This is a genomic window from Pseudoalteromonas luteoviolacea CPMOR-1 (assembly GCF_001625685.1).
Taxonomy (GTDB): Bacteria; Pseudomonadota; Gammaproteobacteria; order Enterobacterales; family Alteromonadaceae; genus Pseudoalteromonas; species Pseudoalteromonas luteoviolacea_K.
Window position 1 is genome coordinate 25,366 of record NZ_AUYC01000028.1, and the last position, 16,837, is coordinate 42,202.

Consider the following 16,837-nt stretch of genomic DNA (forward strand, 5'->3'; position numbering starts at 1 on the left):
ATGTATGTCCTATTCACTATGACAAGCGTGCGATTAACCACGCTCGGATCGCTTTAAGCTCTTCGATGCACACTTGGTGCTCCATTGGGTAATCTTGCCAGCTGACCTCATACCCTTGCTTAACTAACGCATCATATGCAGTCCGCCCCGCTTGCATCGGTACAACAGGGTCGTGACTACCGTGCGCCATAAAAATATTTAATGCCGATTGTGTGGCTTCTGCACTTAGCTTTTGTGGTGCGCACATATACGTAGACAATGCCATCACGCCAGCCAATGTATGTGATAAACGCGGTGCCAAATGAAGGCTGATCACACCACCTTGTGAAAAGCCTGCTAGGATGATTTTTTCTGCCGGGATCCCTGCTGCCATTTCTTGTTCAATTAGCGCAGAAACGGCTGCCGCCGACTCGCGTACACCGGCTTCATCAGCACGGTTTTCAAGATCCATGCTTTTGATGTCATACCAAGCACGCATTTCCATACCGCCATTAACTGTCACAGGCTGTACAGGTGCATGAGGGAAAATAAAACGCACACCTAGTGAATCAGGCAAGTCTAATTCTGGCGCAATTGGCAAAAAACCGTTACCTGAGTCGCCTAATCCATGTAGCCAAATCACCGTTGCTTTGTGCTGCGCTTTAGCAGCATATTCTACAAATTCTAACATCAGTCGTGTTGCCACTCTATTTTTTGACCCGCCTGACGTGTTGCCGCGTCGGCCATAAACTGCCAAAACTCCGCGCCAGATCGGTTATCTATCCATTTATCATCACGTAATTCAAAGTGATGGCCATTAAATTTGGTTGCTACCCATACTTGATGCAGTGGTGCTTGCTTATTGATAATAATCTTAGAACTATCAGCAAAAATGATCTCTAAAATACCGGAAGCAGATTCATAATCTAAATCAGCATCACAATCGTCGATCTGCTCTTCAATTGTTAACATTAACGCTTCGGCTAACTGATGATACTCGTTATCTGTCATGACTAACTCCTTAAATACGGCTAAGCGATAACCAGCTTTCCCGATACAGGGAATAAATTTCAACCGCAAAAGCTGCTTTTTTCGCGAATTCTGTTACTCTGCGATTATAAAGGCACTGACATCATTAATCTAATGAAAGCGACATACACTCAATTTAGCTTACTTGCCCTAGCATTGACTAGCACCTTAACGTTAACAGCTTGCGGGCAACGCGGTCCACTGTATTTACCTGAAGACGCAGATAAAAATCGCGCCTCCACCACGCAACAATCATCGCAAGAAACGAAAAAAACTGACGAAAAGGATAAGTAAATGGACTTTTTCCAGTATCAAAATAATGAATTGTACGCAGAACAAGTGGCTATCAAAGATATCGCGGCTCAATATGGTACACCTTGCTATGTATACTCTCGTAAAACGCTAGAGCGGCACTATCGCGCATTTACTGACGCTGCAGCCAGTCATAAACACTTGGTTTGCTACGCAGTTAAAGCGAATAGCAACCTTGCTGTACTCAATGTCTTGGCAAAAATGGGCGCAGGCTTTGATATCGTCTCTCAGGGTGAATTGGCACGCGTATTAAAAGCCGGTGGTGATGCTAAAAAAGTGGTATTTTCTGGGGTAGCGAAAACACAACAAGAAATCATTTACGCGCTTGAGCAAAATATAAAGTGCTTTAATGTCGAATCTAAGGCTGAGCTAGAGCGTATTTCTGATATTGCCACGCAAATGAATGTACAAGCGCCAGTATCTATTCGTGTAAACCCAGATATTGATGCAAAAACACACCCCTATATTTCAACGGGGTTGAAAGAAAATAAGTTTGGTATCGATATCAAGCAGGCATTTGACGTTTATCAGTTGGCTTGTGCCCTGCCGGGTATTCAAGTGGTTGGGGTGGATTTTCATATCGGTTCGCAACTCACTGAAGTTGAACCTTTTTTAGCTGCCTTGGACAAAGTATTAGACTTGGTCGACACCTTAAAATCAGCTGGGATCACCTTACACCACCTCGATATTGGCGGTGGACTTGGTGTTCCTTACGATGGTGAAAAACCACCTCACCCAAGTGCATACGCAGCTCAGGTAATCGCGCGACTTGAGTCGCATAGTGAATTGGAATTAATTTTTGAACCTGGCCGTGCTATTGCAGCCAATGCAGGCCTGCTCGTCACCAAAGTAGAATACTTAAAGCCAACAGCGGATAAGCATTTTGCCATTGTTGATGCAGGTATGAATGACATGTTGCGACCATCATTATATCAAGCATGGCAAGAGATCATTGCTGTCAGCCCACGTAATGATGGCACACCAGAATATGCTTATGATGTCGTCGGGCCAGTCTGTGAAACAGGCGACTTTATCGGTAAAGACCGAACCTTGGCCATTTTACCCGGTGATTTACTTGCTCAACGCAGCGCAGGTGCTTATGGTTTTACCATGAGCTCTAACTATAACTCGCGCCCTAGGGTCGCTGAGATCATGGTTGATGGTGATCGCGCCCACGTGATACGAGCCAGAGAATCACTTGAATCGCTATGGCAGGGCGAAACCTTACTTTCAGAATAATAAAAGCGATAGTGCATCGCATTGAGCGGCTAAATAGTAAAATAATATGTTTGTAAATTTTTCAAAAATGCATGGCTTAGGAAACGACTTTGTGGTGATTGATAACGTCACACAAAACGTTTTTTTGTCACGCGATCAAATTAAAAAGCTCGCAGATAGACATTTTGGGATTGGGTTCGATCAATTATTACTCGTAGAGCCTCCTTACTCTCCCGATCTTGATTTTCACTACCGTATTTTTAATGCCGATGGCACCGAAGTGGAGCAATGTGGCAACGGTGCACGCTGTTTTGCTCGCTTTATCAGAATGAAAGGGCTAACCAACAAGCACAAAGTCAACGTTTCCACCAAAGGCGGTGATATTACGCTTTATACAGAAAAAGACGGCCAAGTTACGGTCAATATGGGCACCCCCCAGTTTGCGCCTCAAGATATTCCATTCAAAGCCCAGCAGAGTGAACTCACCTATGTACTTAGGGCACAAGAGCACACCATTTTTTGTGGCGCAGTCTCCATGGGTAATCCACACTGTATTATCGAGGTTGATGATATAAACACCGCCGACGTCGAGACCCTAGGTCCGCTTATTGAACACCATGAACGCTTTCCAAAACGCACCAATGTGGGTTTTATGCAGATCATCAACCGTGAGCATGTAAAGTTGAGAGTGTGGGAGCGTGGTGCAAACGAAACTTTAGCGTGTGGCAGTGGTGCCTGTGGTGCCGTTGCCGTCGGTATTGCCCAAGGTAAACTCGCCGATACGGTACGTGTTGATTTGCCAGGGGGGGCATTGCAAATACGCTGGAACGGCGGAAATAAACCAGTCAAAATGACAGGCCCCGCTGAACATGTTTTTGATGGACAGATCGCCATATGAGTAATAAGTCGCATCCTTTAACAGCCCAAGAAGTCATGGGGTTTCTACAACAGAATCCGGGCTTTTTGCTGGAACACCCTTACTTGCTGCTGGATATGAATCTACATGTACAGCATCAAGGTGCACCTAATCTTGCGTTAATGCAGCAGCGAGTATTGCGTGAAGAAAATGCCAAACTCAAAAAGCAAATTGCCGCAATGGTGGACTCGGCCAGGGAAAATGAACTGATCTTTAAATTGTTCAGCGATTGTCAACGCGCATTGTGGTATTGCAATAACTTTCAAGAACTCGCCGACATTCTCGCAGATACATTGTCTCAGTCCCCAAAAATATCTGTCTGCCAGCTGATCCCTTACGACAATACGCTCGAAGAGCTGGTGAACAGACGATTCAATAAATTGTCTCGCTACTTAGGGCGATTGGACTTACAAGAGCAAACACTCCTATTCAGTGGGTTTGCCTGCAATTCAGTTGCCTTGTACTTACTTGGCCCGAGCGATAAACCCACTGCAATTTTAGCTTTTGCCAGTGAATGTGCCGATCACTTTTCACCTGATAATGGCAACCTATTCGTCAATGAATTGGTCTCTTCACTACAAATAAGATTGAAGGAATTAGCATGAGCGAGACATCGCTCAGCGCACAGTGGCAAAACCCAATTAATGAGTTTATGGCCTACTTGCGCTACGAAAAGCAGTATTCCGCTCACACTTTAAAGCAATATCAAACCCAGTTGCGCCTAGCTGCAGAGTTTTTTGCGCCACATTGTCAAAATTGGTCCTCAGTCAGCAGTGAACTGATCCGACGTTTTTCAATGCAACTGCGTTCGCAACAATACAACCCAAGGAGTATTAATCTCAAACTCAGCTGCATTCGCAGCCTGTATAAGTTTTTAAAAACCAAGCATCAAGATTCCCATGGTTTACATGACCCAGCTGCAATCCAAAAAGGTCCCAAGTTCCAAAAGCCCCTACCAAAAAATCTTGACGTTGACCAGATGATGCAATTACTCGATATTGACGATGAAGATGCGTTGGCTGTACGTGATAAAGCGATGATGGAACTGATGTATTCAAGTGGATTACGGATCAGTGAACTGGTTAACACCAATTTACACGATATTCGCGATGGCGAAATTCGGGTAGTAGGTAAAGGCAACAAAGAGCGTGTCGTGCCGGTGGGGAGTAAAGCCCGTGAGGCCATTGCTGCATGGTTAAAACTGCGCCCAATGTATGCGCACCAAGAAGAGCTTGCGATGTTTGTTAGCAGCCGTAGATCGCGTATTTCTGTCCGTCATGTCAGAGCAAGAATGAAAGAATGGGGTGTAAAACAAGGGATCAGTGCTAATGTACACCCTCACAAACTGCGCCACTCCTTTGCCAGTCACTTATTGGAATCCAGTGGTGATTTGCGTGGTATCCAAGAAATGCTTGGCCACAGTAGCTTATCTGCAACTCAAGTATACACTCATGTAGACTTTCAGCACCTTGCCAAAGTATACGACCAGGCGCACCCAAGAGCTAAGCAAAAGAAGTCTTAACACTGTATCTTATAGACTTCACTCAACTCATGTTTTTCGCATACAATAGAAAAATTGTTGCCCTATTTCACTGTGTATTATGCGATTTAATCGATCAATTTCACCCATTCAAGTTTTAAGTTTTGACTTAGACGACACACTCTATAATAACCACCCCATTATTCTTAATGCCATCAATGCCATGCAAACCTATTTGCAGTCTATCCCACAATGGGCGGCTCAAGATGGCGACTATTGGCTAGCCTGTAGACGCCATGTAAGTCAAATACAGCCCTACTTACAAAGTGATGTCACTCAGTGGAGAAAAGTCGCGCTAGAATATGGCTTGTCACAGCTAGGTTTAACAAAAGAAGAAATTACACGACATACACACCTTGCCTACCAAGCATTTGCCGATGCCCGCAGCCAAATCACAGTTGCAGATTCAGTGTTGACTCTTTTGGATAATTTAGCGAAAAAATACACGTTAATTGCCATCACCAATGGGAATGTTGAAGTCGACAAATTTAACTTGGCCGGTGTATTTTCACGCGTGTACTTAGCGGGCCCAGATGGTGAAGCAAAGCCCAGTGATGCACTATTTAAACGCGCCTGTCGAGATTTGAAAATACACCCAAACCAGATCTTGCACATCGGAGACAGCTTAGATACAGATGTTCAAGGTGCGAATCATGCCGGATGCCATAGCGTATGGCTAAATAACCAAGGGGTAACCTACCAATATCAAGGACTCGCAGACATCGAAATCTCTGATATCCACCAGCTTAAGGCACTTTATTAACCTCAAAAATGACGCGTTCAGCCAAGCAATATTTGACGTAAACGGCAATAATACTGAGCGCTGTCAATTCGCCATTAGTCTGCTAAAGTTGCATTCACAGTACAGATAACGTACTAATATTGGCTTTCAACTATAAAAACATAGAATCGGAAGTCATTATGTCATCTCACGAAGCAGCTTCTGCCGAGTCACCAGACAACAAGCTAGACACGGGTTTTTTCGGTCATCCACAAGGCCTTTCAACCCTATTTTTCACTGAAATGTGGGAGCGTATGAGCTACTACGGCATGCGCGCTTTGCTGGTTTTATTTATGACCGCAAGCCTACAAGAAGAAGGCCTAGCCTTCACCGTTGCCACCGCAACCGCGATTTATGGTTTGTACACAGGCGCAGTGTATTTCCTCGGCCTACCCGGCGGATGGATAGCTGACCGCCTGCTTGGTGGTCAACGCACCGTCTGGTACGGTGGTATCATCATTATGCTCGGGCATATTGTCCTAGCAATTCCCGCACAAAGTACCTTTTTCATCGGCTTGATTTTAGTAGCGATGGGGACTGGGCTATTAAAACCCAATATCAGTGCCATGGTCGGCCAGCTATACAGCAGTGAAGATGTGCGCCGCGACAGTGGCTACGCCATTTACTACATGGGGATTAATATCGGCTCGGTAATTGGTTACATGGTGTGTGGTTACTTTATGGAAAATGTCGGTTGGCACTGGGCCTTTGGCGCGGCAGCCGTGGGGATGGCAATCGGTCTTGTTCAGTACCGCATGACGCTTGGCAACATTGAAGGGGTCGGTGACAAACCAAGTCACCCATTGACACCCGCTGGCAGTAAAAATGCATGGCTTGCAATCGGTGCTGTTCTTGCTGCGACCGCTGCGATTGTCGCACTAACTTATGCAGGCATAATCGTGATTGAACCGGTCACGCTTGCACAATATGTGGCGGTTGCCTTTACCGTAATTTTCCTTGGTTATTATGGCTACATCTATTTTGCAGGTGACCTTGATGAAGGTGAAAAGAAAAAGCTGTGGGCACTGTTTTTAGTCTGTGTGGCATCGGCGTGCTTTTGGTCAGGTTTCGAACAGGCGGGCTCCTCTTTAAACCTATTCGCGCAAGATTATACTGACCGAGTGATCGCTGGCTTTACCGTCCCGACAGCATGGTTCCAATCTTCAAACTCATTCTTCATCATTATTTTATCACCCTTCTTTGCCGCACTTTGGATAAACCTTGCCAAACGCATGATCACCCCCTCATACAGCCTTAAATGCGCGGTTGGCCTCATCATCATGGCAACTGGCTTTATTGTGATGTTCTTTGCCTCTCAGTACGCAGCACAAGGCTTAAAAGTTGCACCAATGTGGCTTATTACAACTTATTTCTTACATACCGTTGGCGAGCTATGCCTAAGCCCAGTGGCACTGAGTGCAGTGAGTAAGTTGTCACCAAAGCGTTTTGCCGGACAAATGATGGGGATATTTGTACTGACTTACTCTATCGGTAATATCATTTCTGGGTTGTTAGCAGGTAACTTTGACCCAGAGCAAGTCGATCAAATCCCAAATCTTTACCTACAGATCAGTTTATTTGGTATTGGTGTCGGTATCCTGATTTTACTATTCAGTTTCAGAGCGAAAATTTGGGAAGGCCAAACACAGCAAAAATCGGCTTAATTTCTCCAGCCAGATACGGCACCTTAGGTAAGGTGTCGTATCCCTCTCTAGCTACGTATCTATTTTTCTCATTTATTTCACCGCATTTTCGCTTCTTTACATGCAATCCTAGCGTTAAGATACCTATGTGATAAAAAAGATGAGAAAACAATGAGTAAAATTGTCGTTACAGGTGCTACGGGGCTACTCGGACGCGCTTTAGTAAAAATATTATCCCAATCAAATACCGTCATTGGCACAGGGTTCAGTCGAGCGGCTCCCCCCATTGAGCAATTAGATTTGCATGACCAGGCGGCTATCACCGCATTTTTAGATACTCATCGACCCAACATATTGGTTCACGCAGCCGCTGAGCGCAAACCAGATATCTGTGAAAATGATCACCAAGCAACCATTGCTTTAAATGTCCAAGCAGCTGAGTTTCTCGCTCAACTGTGTAAAGACAGGGATATCCAATTTGTATTGGTGAGTACTGATTATGTATTCAATGGCAAATCTGCACCTTATATCGAAAATGCAGCAACCTCGCCAGTCAATTTTTATGGAGAAAGTAAAGTACAAGCAGAGCAAGCCGTTTTAGCGGTAAGCCCACAGCACACCGTCGTACGAGTTCCGGTATTATATGGCGATGTGGAATATCTAGCTGAGTCTGCGGTGACCGTCATTGCTGAACATGTGTTAAATAATCCACACAGCGAACACGACCACTGGGCCATACGCTACCCCACTCATGTAGAAGATATTGCACTCACCCTGAAGGATTTGTTTGTCCAACCACCGGAAAAGCAAGCGGGCACGTTTCATATCTCAGACAACCAGTCAATGACGAAATATGAGATGGCAGTATTTATCGCTAAAGCACTCAACCTAGATACTCAAGGCCTAGTTGCTTTACCAGAGCCATCACAGACAGCCGCAAGACCCTACAACTGCGCGCTTAAAGATACCCGTCTCAATGCCATGGGCATTGCACATCATAGAGACTTTGCCACAGCCATTGCCAATGTGCTGAGCAAGCACACTTTGTAATATTATTATAGGAGCACACAGCGATGCGGTACTTAACTTGGCTATTACTGATGTGCTCTTTAACTCTGAATGTCTATTTCGAGTGGCAGCGTCCTAATTCAATTTTACAGCGCCTTTTTAATACCCAGCCGGTACCGCAAACTGCAAACACGTCGATACCAGCAACAGAGGCTGAGTTGCATGCAGATACCAGACAGTCACACAAACCGCTCGCTGACGCCATACGCGACTTCAATCAAGGCAATATTTTAAGGGCAGTTAATGAGTGGATCGATACCGACTATCCACTCCAACACCTTGAACAGGTATACAGTTGGCTAGAGCAACTCAGAGGTAAGTTAGCACATCAAAATACCCAACAATTAACTGACACCTTGTTATTCGTGCAGCGTGTTTTATCTATTTCACCAACCGACTTTACAGCCCTACAATTAGAAGCCGATGTCTATTTTGCACAAGGTGAATACAATGAAGCCATTGATCGCTATATCAAATTGCTACACCTTTACCCCGAGTACACTCAGTTACAAGACATCATCACCAACTTAATTACACAGCAGTTAGCGCACCTAAAAACACAAAGCAACTGGCATGAAACCATTGCTCAAGGGCAGATATGGCTTAGTGAGCAGCCAAATAGCATCCCTATTATCGCAGCTATGGTCGAAGCACACTTAGCGCTTAACAATGCCTTAGAAGCAGAATTATTGCTATCACAACTTAGTGATCAGCAGCGCCAGCATCAAGCCATTGCACCACTCAAAAAAGCCCTGGATAACACCGCCCAACAGGTAGAGAGAATTCCCCTTGTTCGTCAAGGAGAGCATTATGTTTTAAAAGCAAAAATCGCAGGTCAGGACATGGCGCTAATGATAGATACTGGTGCCAGCGTAACGGCACTCACAGCTGCGCAATTTGAGCAGCTGGCTTATGATGTAAGCTATATAAACTCTCGACGCGTCAGTACCGCCAATGGCATTACAGAAGTGCCATTTTACCAAAGTACAGGAATTCAAATTGGCACAAAGCAAAGGACCCCTTTTGAATTTGGTGTGATGGAGCAAGCTCATTATGGGCCTGGCTTACTGGGTATGAATTTTTTACGGCATTTCGATTTTGAAATCGATCAGCAGAAGGCTGAGCTAATATTAAAACCTAGGTAGGACTTCGCCAAGCATGTATTGATCAGCGCGAGAGCCTTTTATTCATAAAAGTCAGTTCTAGGGGCGCTTCCAAACAGCCCACAGAAGACACTTGATCAACATCAACGCCATCACTAGATACATTAACAATATCAAAGCATTTAGACAGCTGGTTTATCAAACCCTCAACCTCATTCATGTTGGTTGGTAAAGGTGCCAGTTCAATAGTAACGACACTCAGCATACTCTCCAATGAAATGATGTCTTCTAGCAAGTCGCATTGCTGGCAAGACATAGTGACATTCAACATCGTCGCGTTTTCATCAATCGTGCCATAAACTGCAATTAAGGTTTCTAAACTAATATCGACTTCATTGGTTTGGTTACTTACACGACGGCGCAGCAAACGGTTGCTGCTATTGTAAAAGAGGTACAGTAAAACCTGATTAAGCAGCGTTTGTGCATGACGTTTACTTTGTTTTATTTTACCCAGCAAAGCACTACGTAACAGCTTAATGCTACTGCTCAGTGCTTCACTCAGTACTGACGATAAACTGAGGTTATGATCTACCGCAACAACCTGACACTCAGGGTTTAACTCCTGAAATGCTTTATCGAAGCGCCAGTTATCATTCACGCCCAAAGATAATAATGTCTTAGTTTTTGAAATCGCACGAGCGGGGATCAAATGACCACGTTCGTGTGGTCCACCTACTCGGACGAGATCACCACAATGGCTCAAATGCCTTTGTAATTGATTGATCTCCACAACAAGTAACACCAAGTTAACCCAAGTTGTATTAAGTGTAACTCCAATATATATGATTGTTTTAATAAAGTGTGAAAAAAATTTGGTAATGAAGTTTTTTATACAAGGGTGACACCTCTCAAAATATTACAAAATCCATATTTGTCATGGCTTTAAATCGAGATGTACAATTTTAAAATTTTAATTAATTAAATAGTACTTAAGTCACAATGAGTAAAAAAGCATACATAGTGTCAACATTTGATCTAATATAGCTTGTTATCGCCAAATGGCACTTCAAGTTGATTGCTGCCCTCACGTAGTGGCTGCCCTATCATTTCGTCATATGCGCTTTGCTGACGTAGTGTCATTTTTTGGTAAGGTAAGTGCTGAACTCGCTTTTGCAACGCCAGCGGGTTATGTGCTCTGAGGGTCTCACCTCGCTCATCAACCACCACATACTCAGTGTCTCCAAGGCAAACTGTCAGTTGGTACAATGCCTGATCGAGGGAATTCACGACAAACTTATCTATGGTCGCTTTGTCGCCCAGCGCAGCTAACGTAATTTTCATTTTTTCACCTCCAAAAATGCTGTTATACGAGTCACGACGGTGTAAAGTTTATTGCGCACAACGGATACTATTTTTGCTATCATGCTAACCTTATTTTTATAACTTGATGTTACTGATGAGCAAACCGATATCTCACCCACCTATGCGTTTGGCAAAATACCTCAGCCACTGTGGTATTTGCTCAAGGCGACAAGCTTCAAGGCTCATTGAGCAAGGACTGGTGCAGGTAAACAGGCGACCTGCAAATCATATTGACCATGTGACTGAACACGATGACATATGGGTCGAAGGCAAAAAGATATCGGGACTTGCACCTAAACACTTATATGTCTATCACAAACCCGTTGGTATTGACTGTAAACTGAATACGGATGATCCTGCCAGCTTGGTGCATTACTTACCACGCACAACTCGGGTTTATCCGATAGGTCGGTTAGATAAAGATAGTCGCGGGTTGCTCTTACTTACCAATGACGGTGAACTATGTCATGCATTGATCCATCCAGACCAACATCAAGAGAAAGAATACCGAGTCACCGTTGATAAAGAAATTGATGAGGCATTTTGTCTTGCAATGTCTCAGGGGGTCCCCGTAGACGGGCAATTAACATTACCATGTTCAGTTAAAAAAATAGGCCCAAACACCTTTATTATCGTCCTCAAACAAGGGTTAAATAGACAGATCAGGAAAATGGCGAAACACTGTGATCGCCGCGTCGTCGATTTATATCGCACCCGCATTGCCAATATCATACTAGACCCTAATACCTTACCTGAGGGGGATTATTGCCAAATAGATATCAATACATTAACCTTGTAACTTAAACCGCCATTTTTACAGGCACATCACAATCATTGCGATTGGACACAATACGCCCACAGTCCAACTGATAGAACGCAATAAATCCAAATCACACCAGTAGCAAACACAATATACACATCGTGCAATGATGTGCGCGATGGCTAACCCCAGTATTGTTATGTTTATTGTTCCTGTTGAAAGCACAATCGCCACCGCGATACCAAAAACAATTAAAGACTCAAAACAATTATAATGGGCGGCAACGGCACGCGCACCAAGCCCAGACAACTGACTCTGCTGAGCGCGCGGCTGTTTGTTGTCATAGCCACCCACTTTATTGGCAGCGATGATGATAGGGACTTTGGCCAAATACGGTAGAAACACGGCAATTAATGCACACACGATAATCACATTCATAGTCACTCCTTGAAATTCAAGCTGAGTGCTATTTAATCGCATTTTATCTAAATATAAAACAAAAGAAATTGCCATAATTGAGGAAAATAAAGCCACTCAAATACATAGCTGTGGCTTTATGAGTAACATCCATCACAGTATAGATAACTTACCCCCCGCCGACACTGCGACAGATTGTCGCACTCGTGTCTAGTCACGCTTTGAAATACTCGCCATCACAAAAATTCATTATGGATACAAGCGCTAACATAGTAATTTAAATAACAAATAATCAATGAAGGTGATCTATGGGGTGGATTTTATTTACGTGTTTAGCAGCATTCAGTCAAGCGTGGCGCAATGCCTTGCAAAGCCAACTCAGCAATCATGCCAGCGTCAGTGTGGTCACCTTGGCAAGGTTCCTATTTGCCACTCCTATCGCCGCACTCTATCTCTATCTACTCTATGCATTTGAGCCCGCACCGGCTATACAGCCCTCATTCACTTTAGGTGCTTATGTACTCGCAGCCAGCCTCATGCAAATCACTGCAACCGCCCTGATGGTGGTGCTGTTCAAACAAAAGAACTTTACAACCGGTGCGGGCTTAGCAAAAAGTGAAGCGTTAATGGCTGCGATCTTAGGTATGTTATTCTTCGGTTCCACCTTAACGCCTTTTGGCTGGATGGGCGTTTTAATCGGTGCAGTGGCAGTTCTACTACTGAGCGGTTTCAGTTTGAAGCAGTTTAATCTAAAAACGGCCGCCATCGGCTTACTATGCGGCACCTGTTTTGCCTTAACCTCACTTTGGGTGAGAGAGGCCGCACTTGCTTCAGGGTTGCCCTTTCCGCACAGTGCGGGGTGGGTATTATTATACGTACTGGGCTGTCAAACACTCATTTTAAGTCTTTATATCAGTATCAAAACACCTCAAGCTTGGGGAACACTCAAGTCGCATTTGCCCTTGGTACTGTTGATCAGCACCACCAGCTGTATCGGCTCAATTGGCTGGTTCAGTGCCATGAGCCTCCAACATGTCGCCTATGTCAAAACACTGGGACAAATTGAAGTCTTCTTTACACTCCTGATCGCTGCTTTTTGGCTTAAATCTCCTCCTAAAAAACGCGATACGCTTGGACTTAGTTTAATCGCGATAGCCGCCGTCATGGTCATGTGGGGTGATGTATTTTAAGCAACTATCACACGCGACTTTACCATATGGGATCTGCTTGAACCTTGTCCCTTAGGGACAAGTGTTCAGCTTGAGATCCATCTTCTATACTGAAGTAATCATCACATATTCTTGGAGTTGGTGTGGCAACACGTCAACATTATTTCAGTCAACCTGACACCGTAGAACAAGTTAAAAATAGGCTCTTCAAACACCTGGCATACTATTGCTTAGGGCTGCATTGCCTATTATTGGTGTTGTTTTGGTATTGTGACATTACCATATTGGCGATGGTCAATGTTGGCAGTGTGATCGCTTGGGCAGTGGGCATCAAGCTACTTTATGAGCACAAAAGCCACCTTGCCCTGCGACTGTTTTGTGTTGAAGTCACGCTCCATTCCATATTCGTATGTGCAGTGCTTGGCATGGGCTATGGCTTTCAATATTATCTATGGACCATCGCGAGTCTCATCTTACTCGACTACCAACTCAAGTTAAAAATTGCGTCAGCATTAGCGCTATTGCTCATCCTCACCTTTGCCGCTTTATTTGAGCTTTTTGGCAGCGTTCAAGACAGCTTTGTATTGAGTCATCTCGCGCCCTACATCCACTTCATCAATGTCTTGATCTGTGCACTACCGAGCATATATACCATTGGTCATATTCGTGAGGTCACCTTTTCTAACCGTTATCAACTGGCACAACTCGCAGCCAAAGATCCGTTAACGAGCCTGTTTAATCGCCGCTATGCCAAGGAGCTCATCAAAAACGCACAAGAAAATTGCGTCGATACATCGCAGCAGCTCACGATTGTGATGGCGGACATTGACCATTTTAAGGGCATCAATGATAAATATGGCCATGACATCGGTGATGATGTATTAATCGAAGTGGCACTGAAAATAAAACACCACACACTGCACTCTGATATTGCCGTTCGGTGGGGGGGCGAAGAGTTTTTATTGGTGTTTGTCAATTGTGATTTGGAGACCGCACAAGCGCGAATTGAAAGCCTACGCCGCGAAATTGAAACGCATACTTTCAATGCCGATGCGCTGCAAGTGACCATGAGTTTTGGTATCGCCCAATGGCACCCCGCACTGCCTTTTCGGATGGCCATAAAACTGGCTGACGATGCCTTGTATATAAGTAAAACACAAGGGCGTAATCGAACGACTAGCGCCCCCTCAAAAACAGTGCAAAGTACCTGACGTTTTAAGTCCTATTTATTTGAAAATTCTATTACATGATGTGTTTCACCTGGCAGTAATGGCGTTAATTCCCCTTCCGCGTATGCCGCAAACCCACTGCGGTAGTAAGGTGATAGTGGGTGACCGCTTTGTCCTCCAGCAACAGTCATTACCGCCTTGTTTAAGTACCCTGGCTGAGCAATAAATCGCTGCGATGCGCCAAAGCTTCTCCCTTGGACTGCCGGCATAAAGCTATCTCCAAACCCCGGCACTGAGGGCATATCTAGAAAGCGACTCAAAAATGGCATCTGCTGACTGAATGGGTGCTGTACTTGGAGTTGGTTCACATTACCCCAGCGCCAATTTGCCATATTCTCACCAAAGCGACTTTGTAAGGTGTGTTGAGCCTCAGAGAAAGCACTCTCCAGTACCGCTTGCCAATCTTGATGCCCAGCCAACCAATTGTGTGGCTGAGTTTCGATAAGCTGCCAAAGTGCGGGTTCAAAATAACGCTTAAGATGGCTGAGCGTTTCCTCTTTTGCTTTTAAGTGATTTTCGATTGGGCTAAATACGGTGTCTATCACACGCATTCTAAAATACTTCACTAAGGTATAACCCACGGAGTCACTGCATGCACACGCTCGCCAATTTGCCAAATACTCAAGCGCTTGCTGGTATTCGTCTTTTGGCTTTGCAGAATTGGTCAGTGTATCTACCAAGAGTGCATGCCAAGGCAATAAAAAGCGTGCTTCATTATCAAGCTGTAGCTGATTAAAATCAGATTCACTGAATTGATTTTGTGCAAGTAGTCGATCTCGAATTTGTACAGCGCGGGCACCCAATGCATACCCACCATCGCCAAAGCGACGATGTGCCATCGCAGACATCACTCGAGAGTTTGCCGTCCATAACTTACCATTATTCGGATTAATCACTTGCGGTCGTACCAGCTCATTTTTTTGCCATAATGTAGGTTCCGCGCGATTAGAAGGCACAGCTAAGTCACTGGGAAAGACCCGCGCAGGCACAGCACCAATAGGCTGCCAAGCAGCATTACCTTGCTCATCTACAACCATCAAGTTCTGTACAGGAATCCCAACATGGTTAGCAACATCCAGCGCCTGTGCTACCGTCTTGGCGGTCTCTAGTTCGAGTAAGTTTAAATTCACTGCGTAGGGCTGGTGCGCAACCCACTGTAATGCATAGCGCTTGCCATTGAATTGCTGTACAGGCCCAAACTCACTCATCATCAGTTCAAAGACATGTGTTTGGCCGCCTGGTAAATGAATTTTTTCTGTGACTGTTTGCACTGTATCTTGTGCGGTAAGTTCAACCCAATCAGCAGTGTCTAAATAACCGTTTGTAAACCCCCACGCAATGTGATCATTACTTCCTACCACAATCGCGGGTACGCCAGGTAAGCTGACGCCAGTCACCGTCACAGGCTGGTTATCTGTTGTTTGGTAATTTAATTGTGCTCGGTACCAAATAGAAGGCACATTCAGACCCAAGTGCATATCATCAGATACCATCGCAGCGCCAGTTGCCGTCAATTGCCCCGTTACTGCCCAATTATTGCTGCCATAAAGTGGCGTATCTTCAATGTGAGAGATATGTTTTACCACAGAATTAGGAGTCTCAAGCGCAGGGACTAAGATTGACTTCGCTGGCAACTGACTATCATCCAGCGCCGCTTGATAGCTGCTTGGTTGAAGCATAAAATCGACCATCGATTGACCAAAATGTTCAGCAATATGGATGAGCGTTTTATCACGTTTATAAGTCACTGACTGCAAGTCCAAATACATACTAAAAATCACCAGCAAAGAGTCTGCGGGCTGCCAAGGCTGCGCATCCACACCGAGGAGTAAGTATTCAAAACTCGACATGCCGGCTTGCAGACGACCATCATTAACACCTTGGGTATAGACGCTCAGCAGGTTTCTGTCTGCTTCATCCATGGCGGCAACGATCTGCTCACTGCGCTGTCTGAATTGGTGAAAACGATGAGCCTCATCCAGCTTCAATGCCGCTGAGCCAAACAACTCACTGAGCTCTCCGGCTGCATTTCGGCGGAGTAAATCCATCTGGAAAAACCGATCTTGGCCATGGGCATAACCCATCGTGTATGCTGCATCTTGCCGATTTTTGGCATGAATTATCGCCTGCCCCATACTATCTCGACTTAACCTACTCGGTGCGGTAATTCTATCGCTAAGGGCGTGTCCATCTAATGCCGGTAAACTGAGTGAAAGTACTCCATAAACAGTCGCTGTCACTATTAATATCCCAATGACAACAACTGATATGCCTAATTTAAACCATTTCAACATATATGTTCCTTTGTGTT

General features: G+C 44.8%; 18 protein-coding genes. 12 read left to right on the top strand and 6 right to left on the bottom strand.

The features are described 5' to 3' along the window. Positions 1 to 16 precede the first annotated feature (16 nt). Positions 17 to 670, bottom strand: coding sequence for an alpha/beta hydrolase (locus N473_RS11250; protein ID WP_063367992.1), 654 nt, complete (start codon positions 668 to 670; stop codon positions 17 to 19). Further along, positions 670 to 990: an iron donor protein CyaY gene (gene cyaY / locus N473_RS11255; RefSeq protein WP_063360892.1), complete on the bottom strand. Its 321-nt coding sequence runs from the start codon at positions 988 to 990 to the stop codon at positions 670 to 672. Before cyaY ends, N473_RS11250 begins: the two co-directional genes overlap by 1 nt. Before the next feature lie 132 nt (positions 991 to 1,122). Here cyaY and lptM point away from each other — a divergent pair, with 132 nt between their 5' ends. The 9 genes from lptM to N473_RS11300 all read left to right on the top strand — a co-directional run bounded on the left by lptM (position 1,123) and on the right by N473_RS11300 (position 9,631). After that, positions 1,123 to 1,302 carry an LPS translocon maturation chaperone LptM gene (lptM, locus tag N473_RS11260; RefSeq protein WP_063367993.1) on the top strand — a complete coding sequence of 60 codons (180 nt, stop codon included), beginning with the start codon at positions 1,123 to 1,125 and terminating at the stop codon, positions 1,300 to 1,302. Continuing rightward, complete coding sequence (lysA, locus tag N473_RS11265; RefSeq protein WP_063367994.1) at positions 1,303 to 2,559, top strand: diaminopimelate decarboxylase; 1,257 nt, start codon at positions 1,303 to 1,305, stop codon at positions 2,557 to 2,559. 46 nt (positions 2,560 to 2,605) lie between these two features. Beyond that, positions 2,606 to 3,436, top strand: a complete 831-nt coding sequence (gene dapF, locus N473_RS11270) for a diaminopimelate epimerase (RefSeq protein ID WP_063367995.1) — start codon at positions 2,606 to 2,608, stop codon at positions 3,434 to 3,436. After that, positions 3,433 to 4,059 (top strand): DUF484 family protein, encoded by a 627-nt coding sequence (locus tag N473_RS11275; protein ID WP_063367996.1) that lies wholly within the window; start codon positions 3,433 to 3,435, stop codon positions 4,057 to 4,059. Before dapF ends, N473_RS11275 begins: the two co-directional genes overlap by 4 nt. Continuing rightward, positions 4,056 to 4,976, top strand: coding sequence for a tyrosine recombinase XerC (locus tag N473_RS11280; protein WP_063367997.1), 921 nt, complete (start codon positions 4,056 to 4,058; stop codon positions 4,974 to 4,976). The genes N473_RS11275 and N473_RS11280 overlap by 4 nt, the downstream gene beginning before the upstream one ends. A 76-nt stretch (positions 4,977 to 5,052) precedes the next feature. Next, positions 5,053 to 5,757 carry an HAD-IA family hydrolase gene (locus tag N473_RS11285; RefSeq protein WP_081221101.1) on the top strand — a complete coding sequence of 235 codons (705 nt, stop codon included), beginning with the start codon at positions 5,053 to 5,055 and terminating at the stop codon, positions 5,755 to 5,757. Between the two features lie 158 nt (positions 5,758 to 5,915). After that, the gene (locus N473_RS11290; protein ID WP_063367999.1) at positions 5,916 to 7,439 is read left to right on the top strand and encodes a peptide MFS transporter; all 1,524 of its coding nucleotides are present in this window, start codon (positions 5,916 to 5,918) and stop codon (positions 7,437 to 7,439) included. 150 nt (positions 7,440 to 7,589) lie between these two features. Beyond that, positions 7,590 to 8,468, top strand: coding sequence for a dTDP-4-dehydrorhamnose reductase family protein (locus N473_RS11295; protein ID WP_063368000.1), 879 nt, complete (start codon positions 7,590 to 7,592; stop codon positions 8,466 to 8,468). Positions 8,469 to 8,491: 23 nt separating this feature from the next. Next, a complete protein-coding gene (locus N473_RS11300) occupies positions 8,492 to 9,631 on the top strand; it encodes a retropepsin-like aspartic protease (protein ID WP_063368001.1) in 1,140 nt (379 codons plus the stop codon). 22 nt (positions 9,632 to 9,653) lie between these two features. Here the strand turns inward: N473_RS11300 and N473_RS11305 are convergent, their stop codons facing one another. Beyond that, the gene (locus N473_RS11305; RefSeq protein WP_155735586.1) at positions 9,654 to 10,379 is read right to left on the bottom strand and encodes a hypothetical protein; all 726 of its coding nucleotides are present in this window, start codon (positions 10,377 to 10,379) and stop codon (positions 9,654 to 9,656) included. A 245-nt stretch (positions 10,380 to 10,624) separates the two neighbouring features. Beyond that, positions 10,625 to 10,930, bottom strand: a complete 306-nt coding sequence (locus tag N473_RS11310) for a DUF6482 family protein (RefSeq protein ID WP_039611244.1) — start codon at positions 10,928 to 10,930, stop codon at positions 10,625 to 10,627. A 115-nt stretch (positions 10,931 to 11,045) separates the two neighbouring features. On the opposite strand from N473_RS11310, the gene N473_RS11315 reads away from it, so the two are divergent. Then, positions 11,046 to 11,750, top strand: a complete 705-nt coding sequence (locus tag N473_RS11315; protein WP_063368003.1) for a pseudouridine synthase — start codon at positions 11,046 to 11,048, stop codon at positions 11,748 to 11,750. A 15-nt stretch (positions 11,751 to 11,765) separates the two neighbouring features. On the opposite strand, the gene N473_RS11320 is transcribed toward N473_RS11315, so the two are convergent. Further along, positions 11,766 to 12,149 (bottom strand): MAPEG family protein, encoded by a 384-nt coding sequence (locus tag N473_RS11320; RefSeq protein WP_063368004.1) that lies wholly within the window; start codon positions 12,147 to 12,149, stop codon positions 11,766 to 11,768. Between the two features lie 287 nt (positions 12,150 to 12,436). On the opposite strand from N473_RS11320, the gene N473_RS11325 reads away from it, so the two are divergent. Together N473_RS11325 and N473_RS11330 are read left to right on the top strand one after the other, a co-directional pair. Then, complete coding sequence (locus N473_RS11325) at positions 12,437 to 13,318, top strand: DMT family transporter (RefSeq protein ID WP_063368005.1); 882 nt, start codon at positions 12,437 to 12,439, stop codon at positions 13,316 to 13,318. Between the two features lie 122 nt (positions 13,319 to 13,440). Beyond that, on the top strand, positions 13,441 to 14,508 hold the full coding sequence (locus N473_RS11330; protein WP_063368006.1) for a GGDEF domain-containing protein: 1,068 nt from the start codon (positions 13,441 to 13,443) through the stop codon (positions 14,506 to 14,508). An 11-nt stretch (positions 14,509 to 14,519) separates the two neighbouring features. On the opposite strand, the gene N473_RS11335 is transcribed toward N473_RS11330, so the two are convergent. Beyond that, positions 14,520 to 16,820 carry a penicillin acylase family protein gene (locus N473_RS11335; protein ID WP_063368007.1) on the bottom strand — a complete coding sequence of 767 codons (2,301 nt, stop codon included), beginning with the start codon at positions 16,818 to 16,820 and terminating at the stop codon, positions 14,520 to 14,522. Between the last annotated feature and the right edge of the window lie 17 nt (positions 16,821 to 16,837).

Excerpts from the sequence above, each read along its gene's own strand:
- N473_RS11250 (WP_063367992.1), bottom strand. The coding sequence starts at position 670 with ATGTTAGAATTTGTAGAATATGCTGCTAAAGCGCAGCACAAAGCAACG.
- cyaY (WP_063360892.1), bottom strand. The coding sequence starts at position 990 with ATGACAGATAACGAGTATCATCAGTTAGCCGAAGCGTTAATGTTAACA.
- lptM (WP_063367993.1), top strand. The coding sequence starts at position 1,123 with ATGAAAGCGACATACACTCAATTTAGCTTACTTGCCCTAGCATTGACT.
- lysA (WP_063367994.1), top strand. The coding sequence starts at position 1,303 with ATGGACTTTTTCCAGTATCAAAATAATGAATTGTACGCAGAACAAGTG.
- dapF (WP_063367995.1), top strand. The coding sequence starts at position 2,606 with ATGTTTGTAAATTTTTCAAAAATGCATGGCTTAGGAAACGACTTTGTG.
- N473_RS11275 (WP_063367996.1), top strand. The coding sequence starts at position 3,433 with ATGAGTAATAAGTCGCATCCTTTAACAGCCCAAGAAGTCATGGGGTTT.
- N473_RS11280 (WP_063367997.1), top strand. The coding sequence starts at position 4,056 with ATGAGCGAGACATCGCTCAGCGCACAGTGGCAAAACCCAATTAATGAG.
- N473_RS11290 (WP_063367999.1), top strand. The coding sequence starts at position 5,916 with ATGTCATCTCACGAAGCAGCTTCTGCCGAGTCACCAGACAACAAGCTA.
- N473_RS11295 (WP_063368000.1), top strand. The coding sequence starts at position 7,590 with ATGAGTAAAATTGTCGTTACAGGTGCTACGGGGCTACTCGGACGCGCT.
- N473_RS11300 (WP_063368001.1), top strand. The coding sequence starts at position 8,492 with ATGCGGTACTTAACTTGGCTATTACTGATGTGCTCTTTAACTCTGAAT.
- N473_RS11310 (WP_039611244.1), bottom strand. The coding sequence starts at position 10,930 with ATGAAAATTACGTTAGCTGCGCTGGGCGACAAAGCGACCATAGATAAG.
- N473_RS11315 (WP_063368003.1), top strand. The coding sequence starts at position 11,046 with ATGAGCAAACCGATATCTCACCCACCTATGCGTTTGGCAAAATACCTC.
- N473_RS11320 (WP_063368004.1), bottom strand. The coding sequence starts at position 12,149 with ATGAATGTGATTATCGTGTGTGCATTAATTGCCGTGTTTCTACCGTAT.
- N473_RS11325 (WP_063368005.1), top strand. The coding sequence starts at position 12,437 with ATGGGGTGGATTTTATTTACGTGTTTAGCAGCATTCAGTCAAGCGTGG.
- N473_RS11335 (WP_063368007.1), bottom strand. The coding sequence starts at position 16,820 with ATGTTGAAATGGTTTAAATTAGGCATATCAGTTGTTGTCATTGGGATA.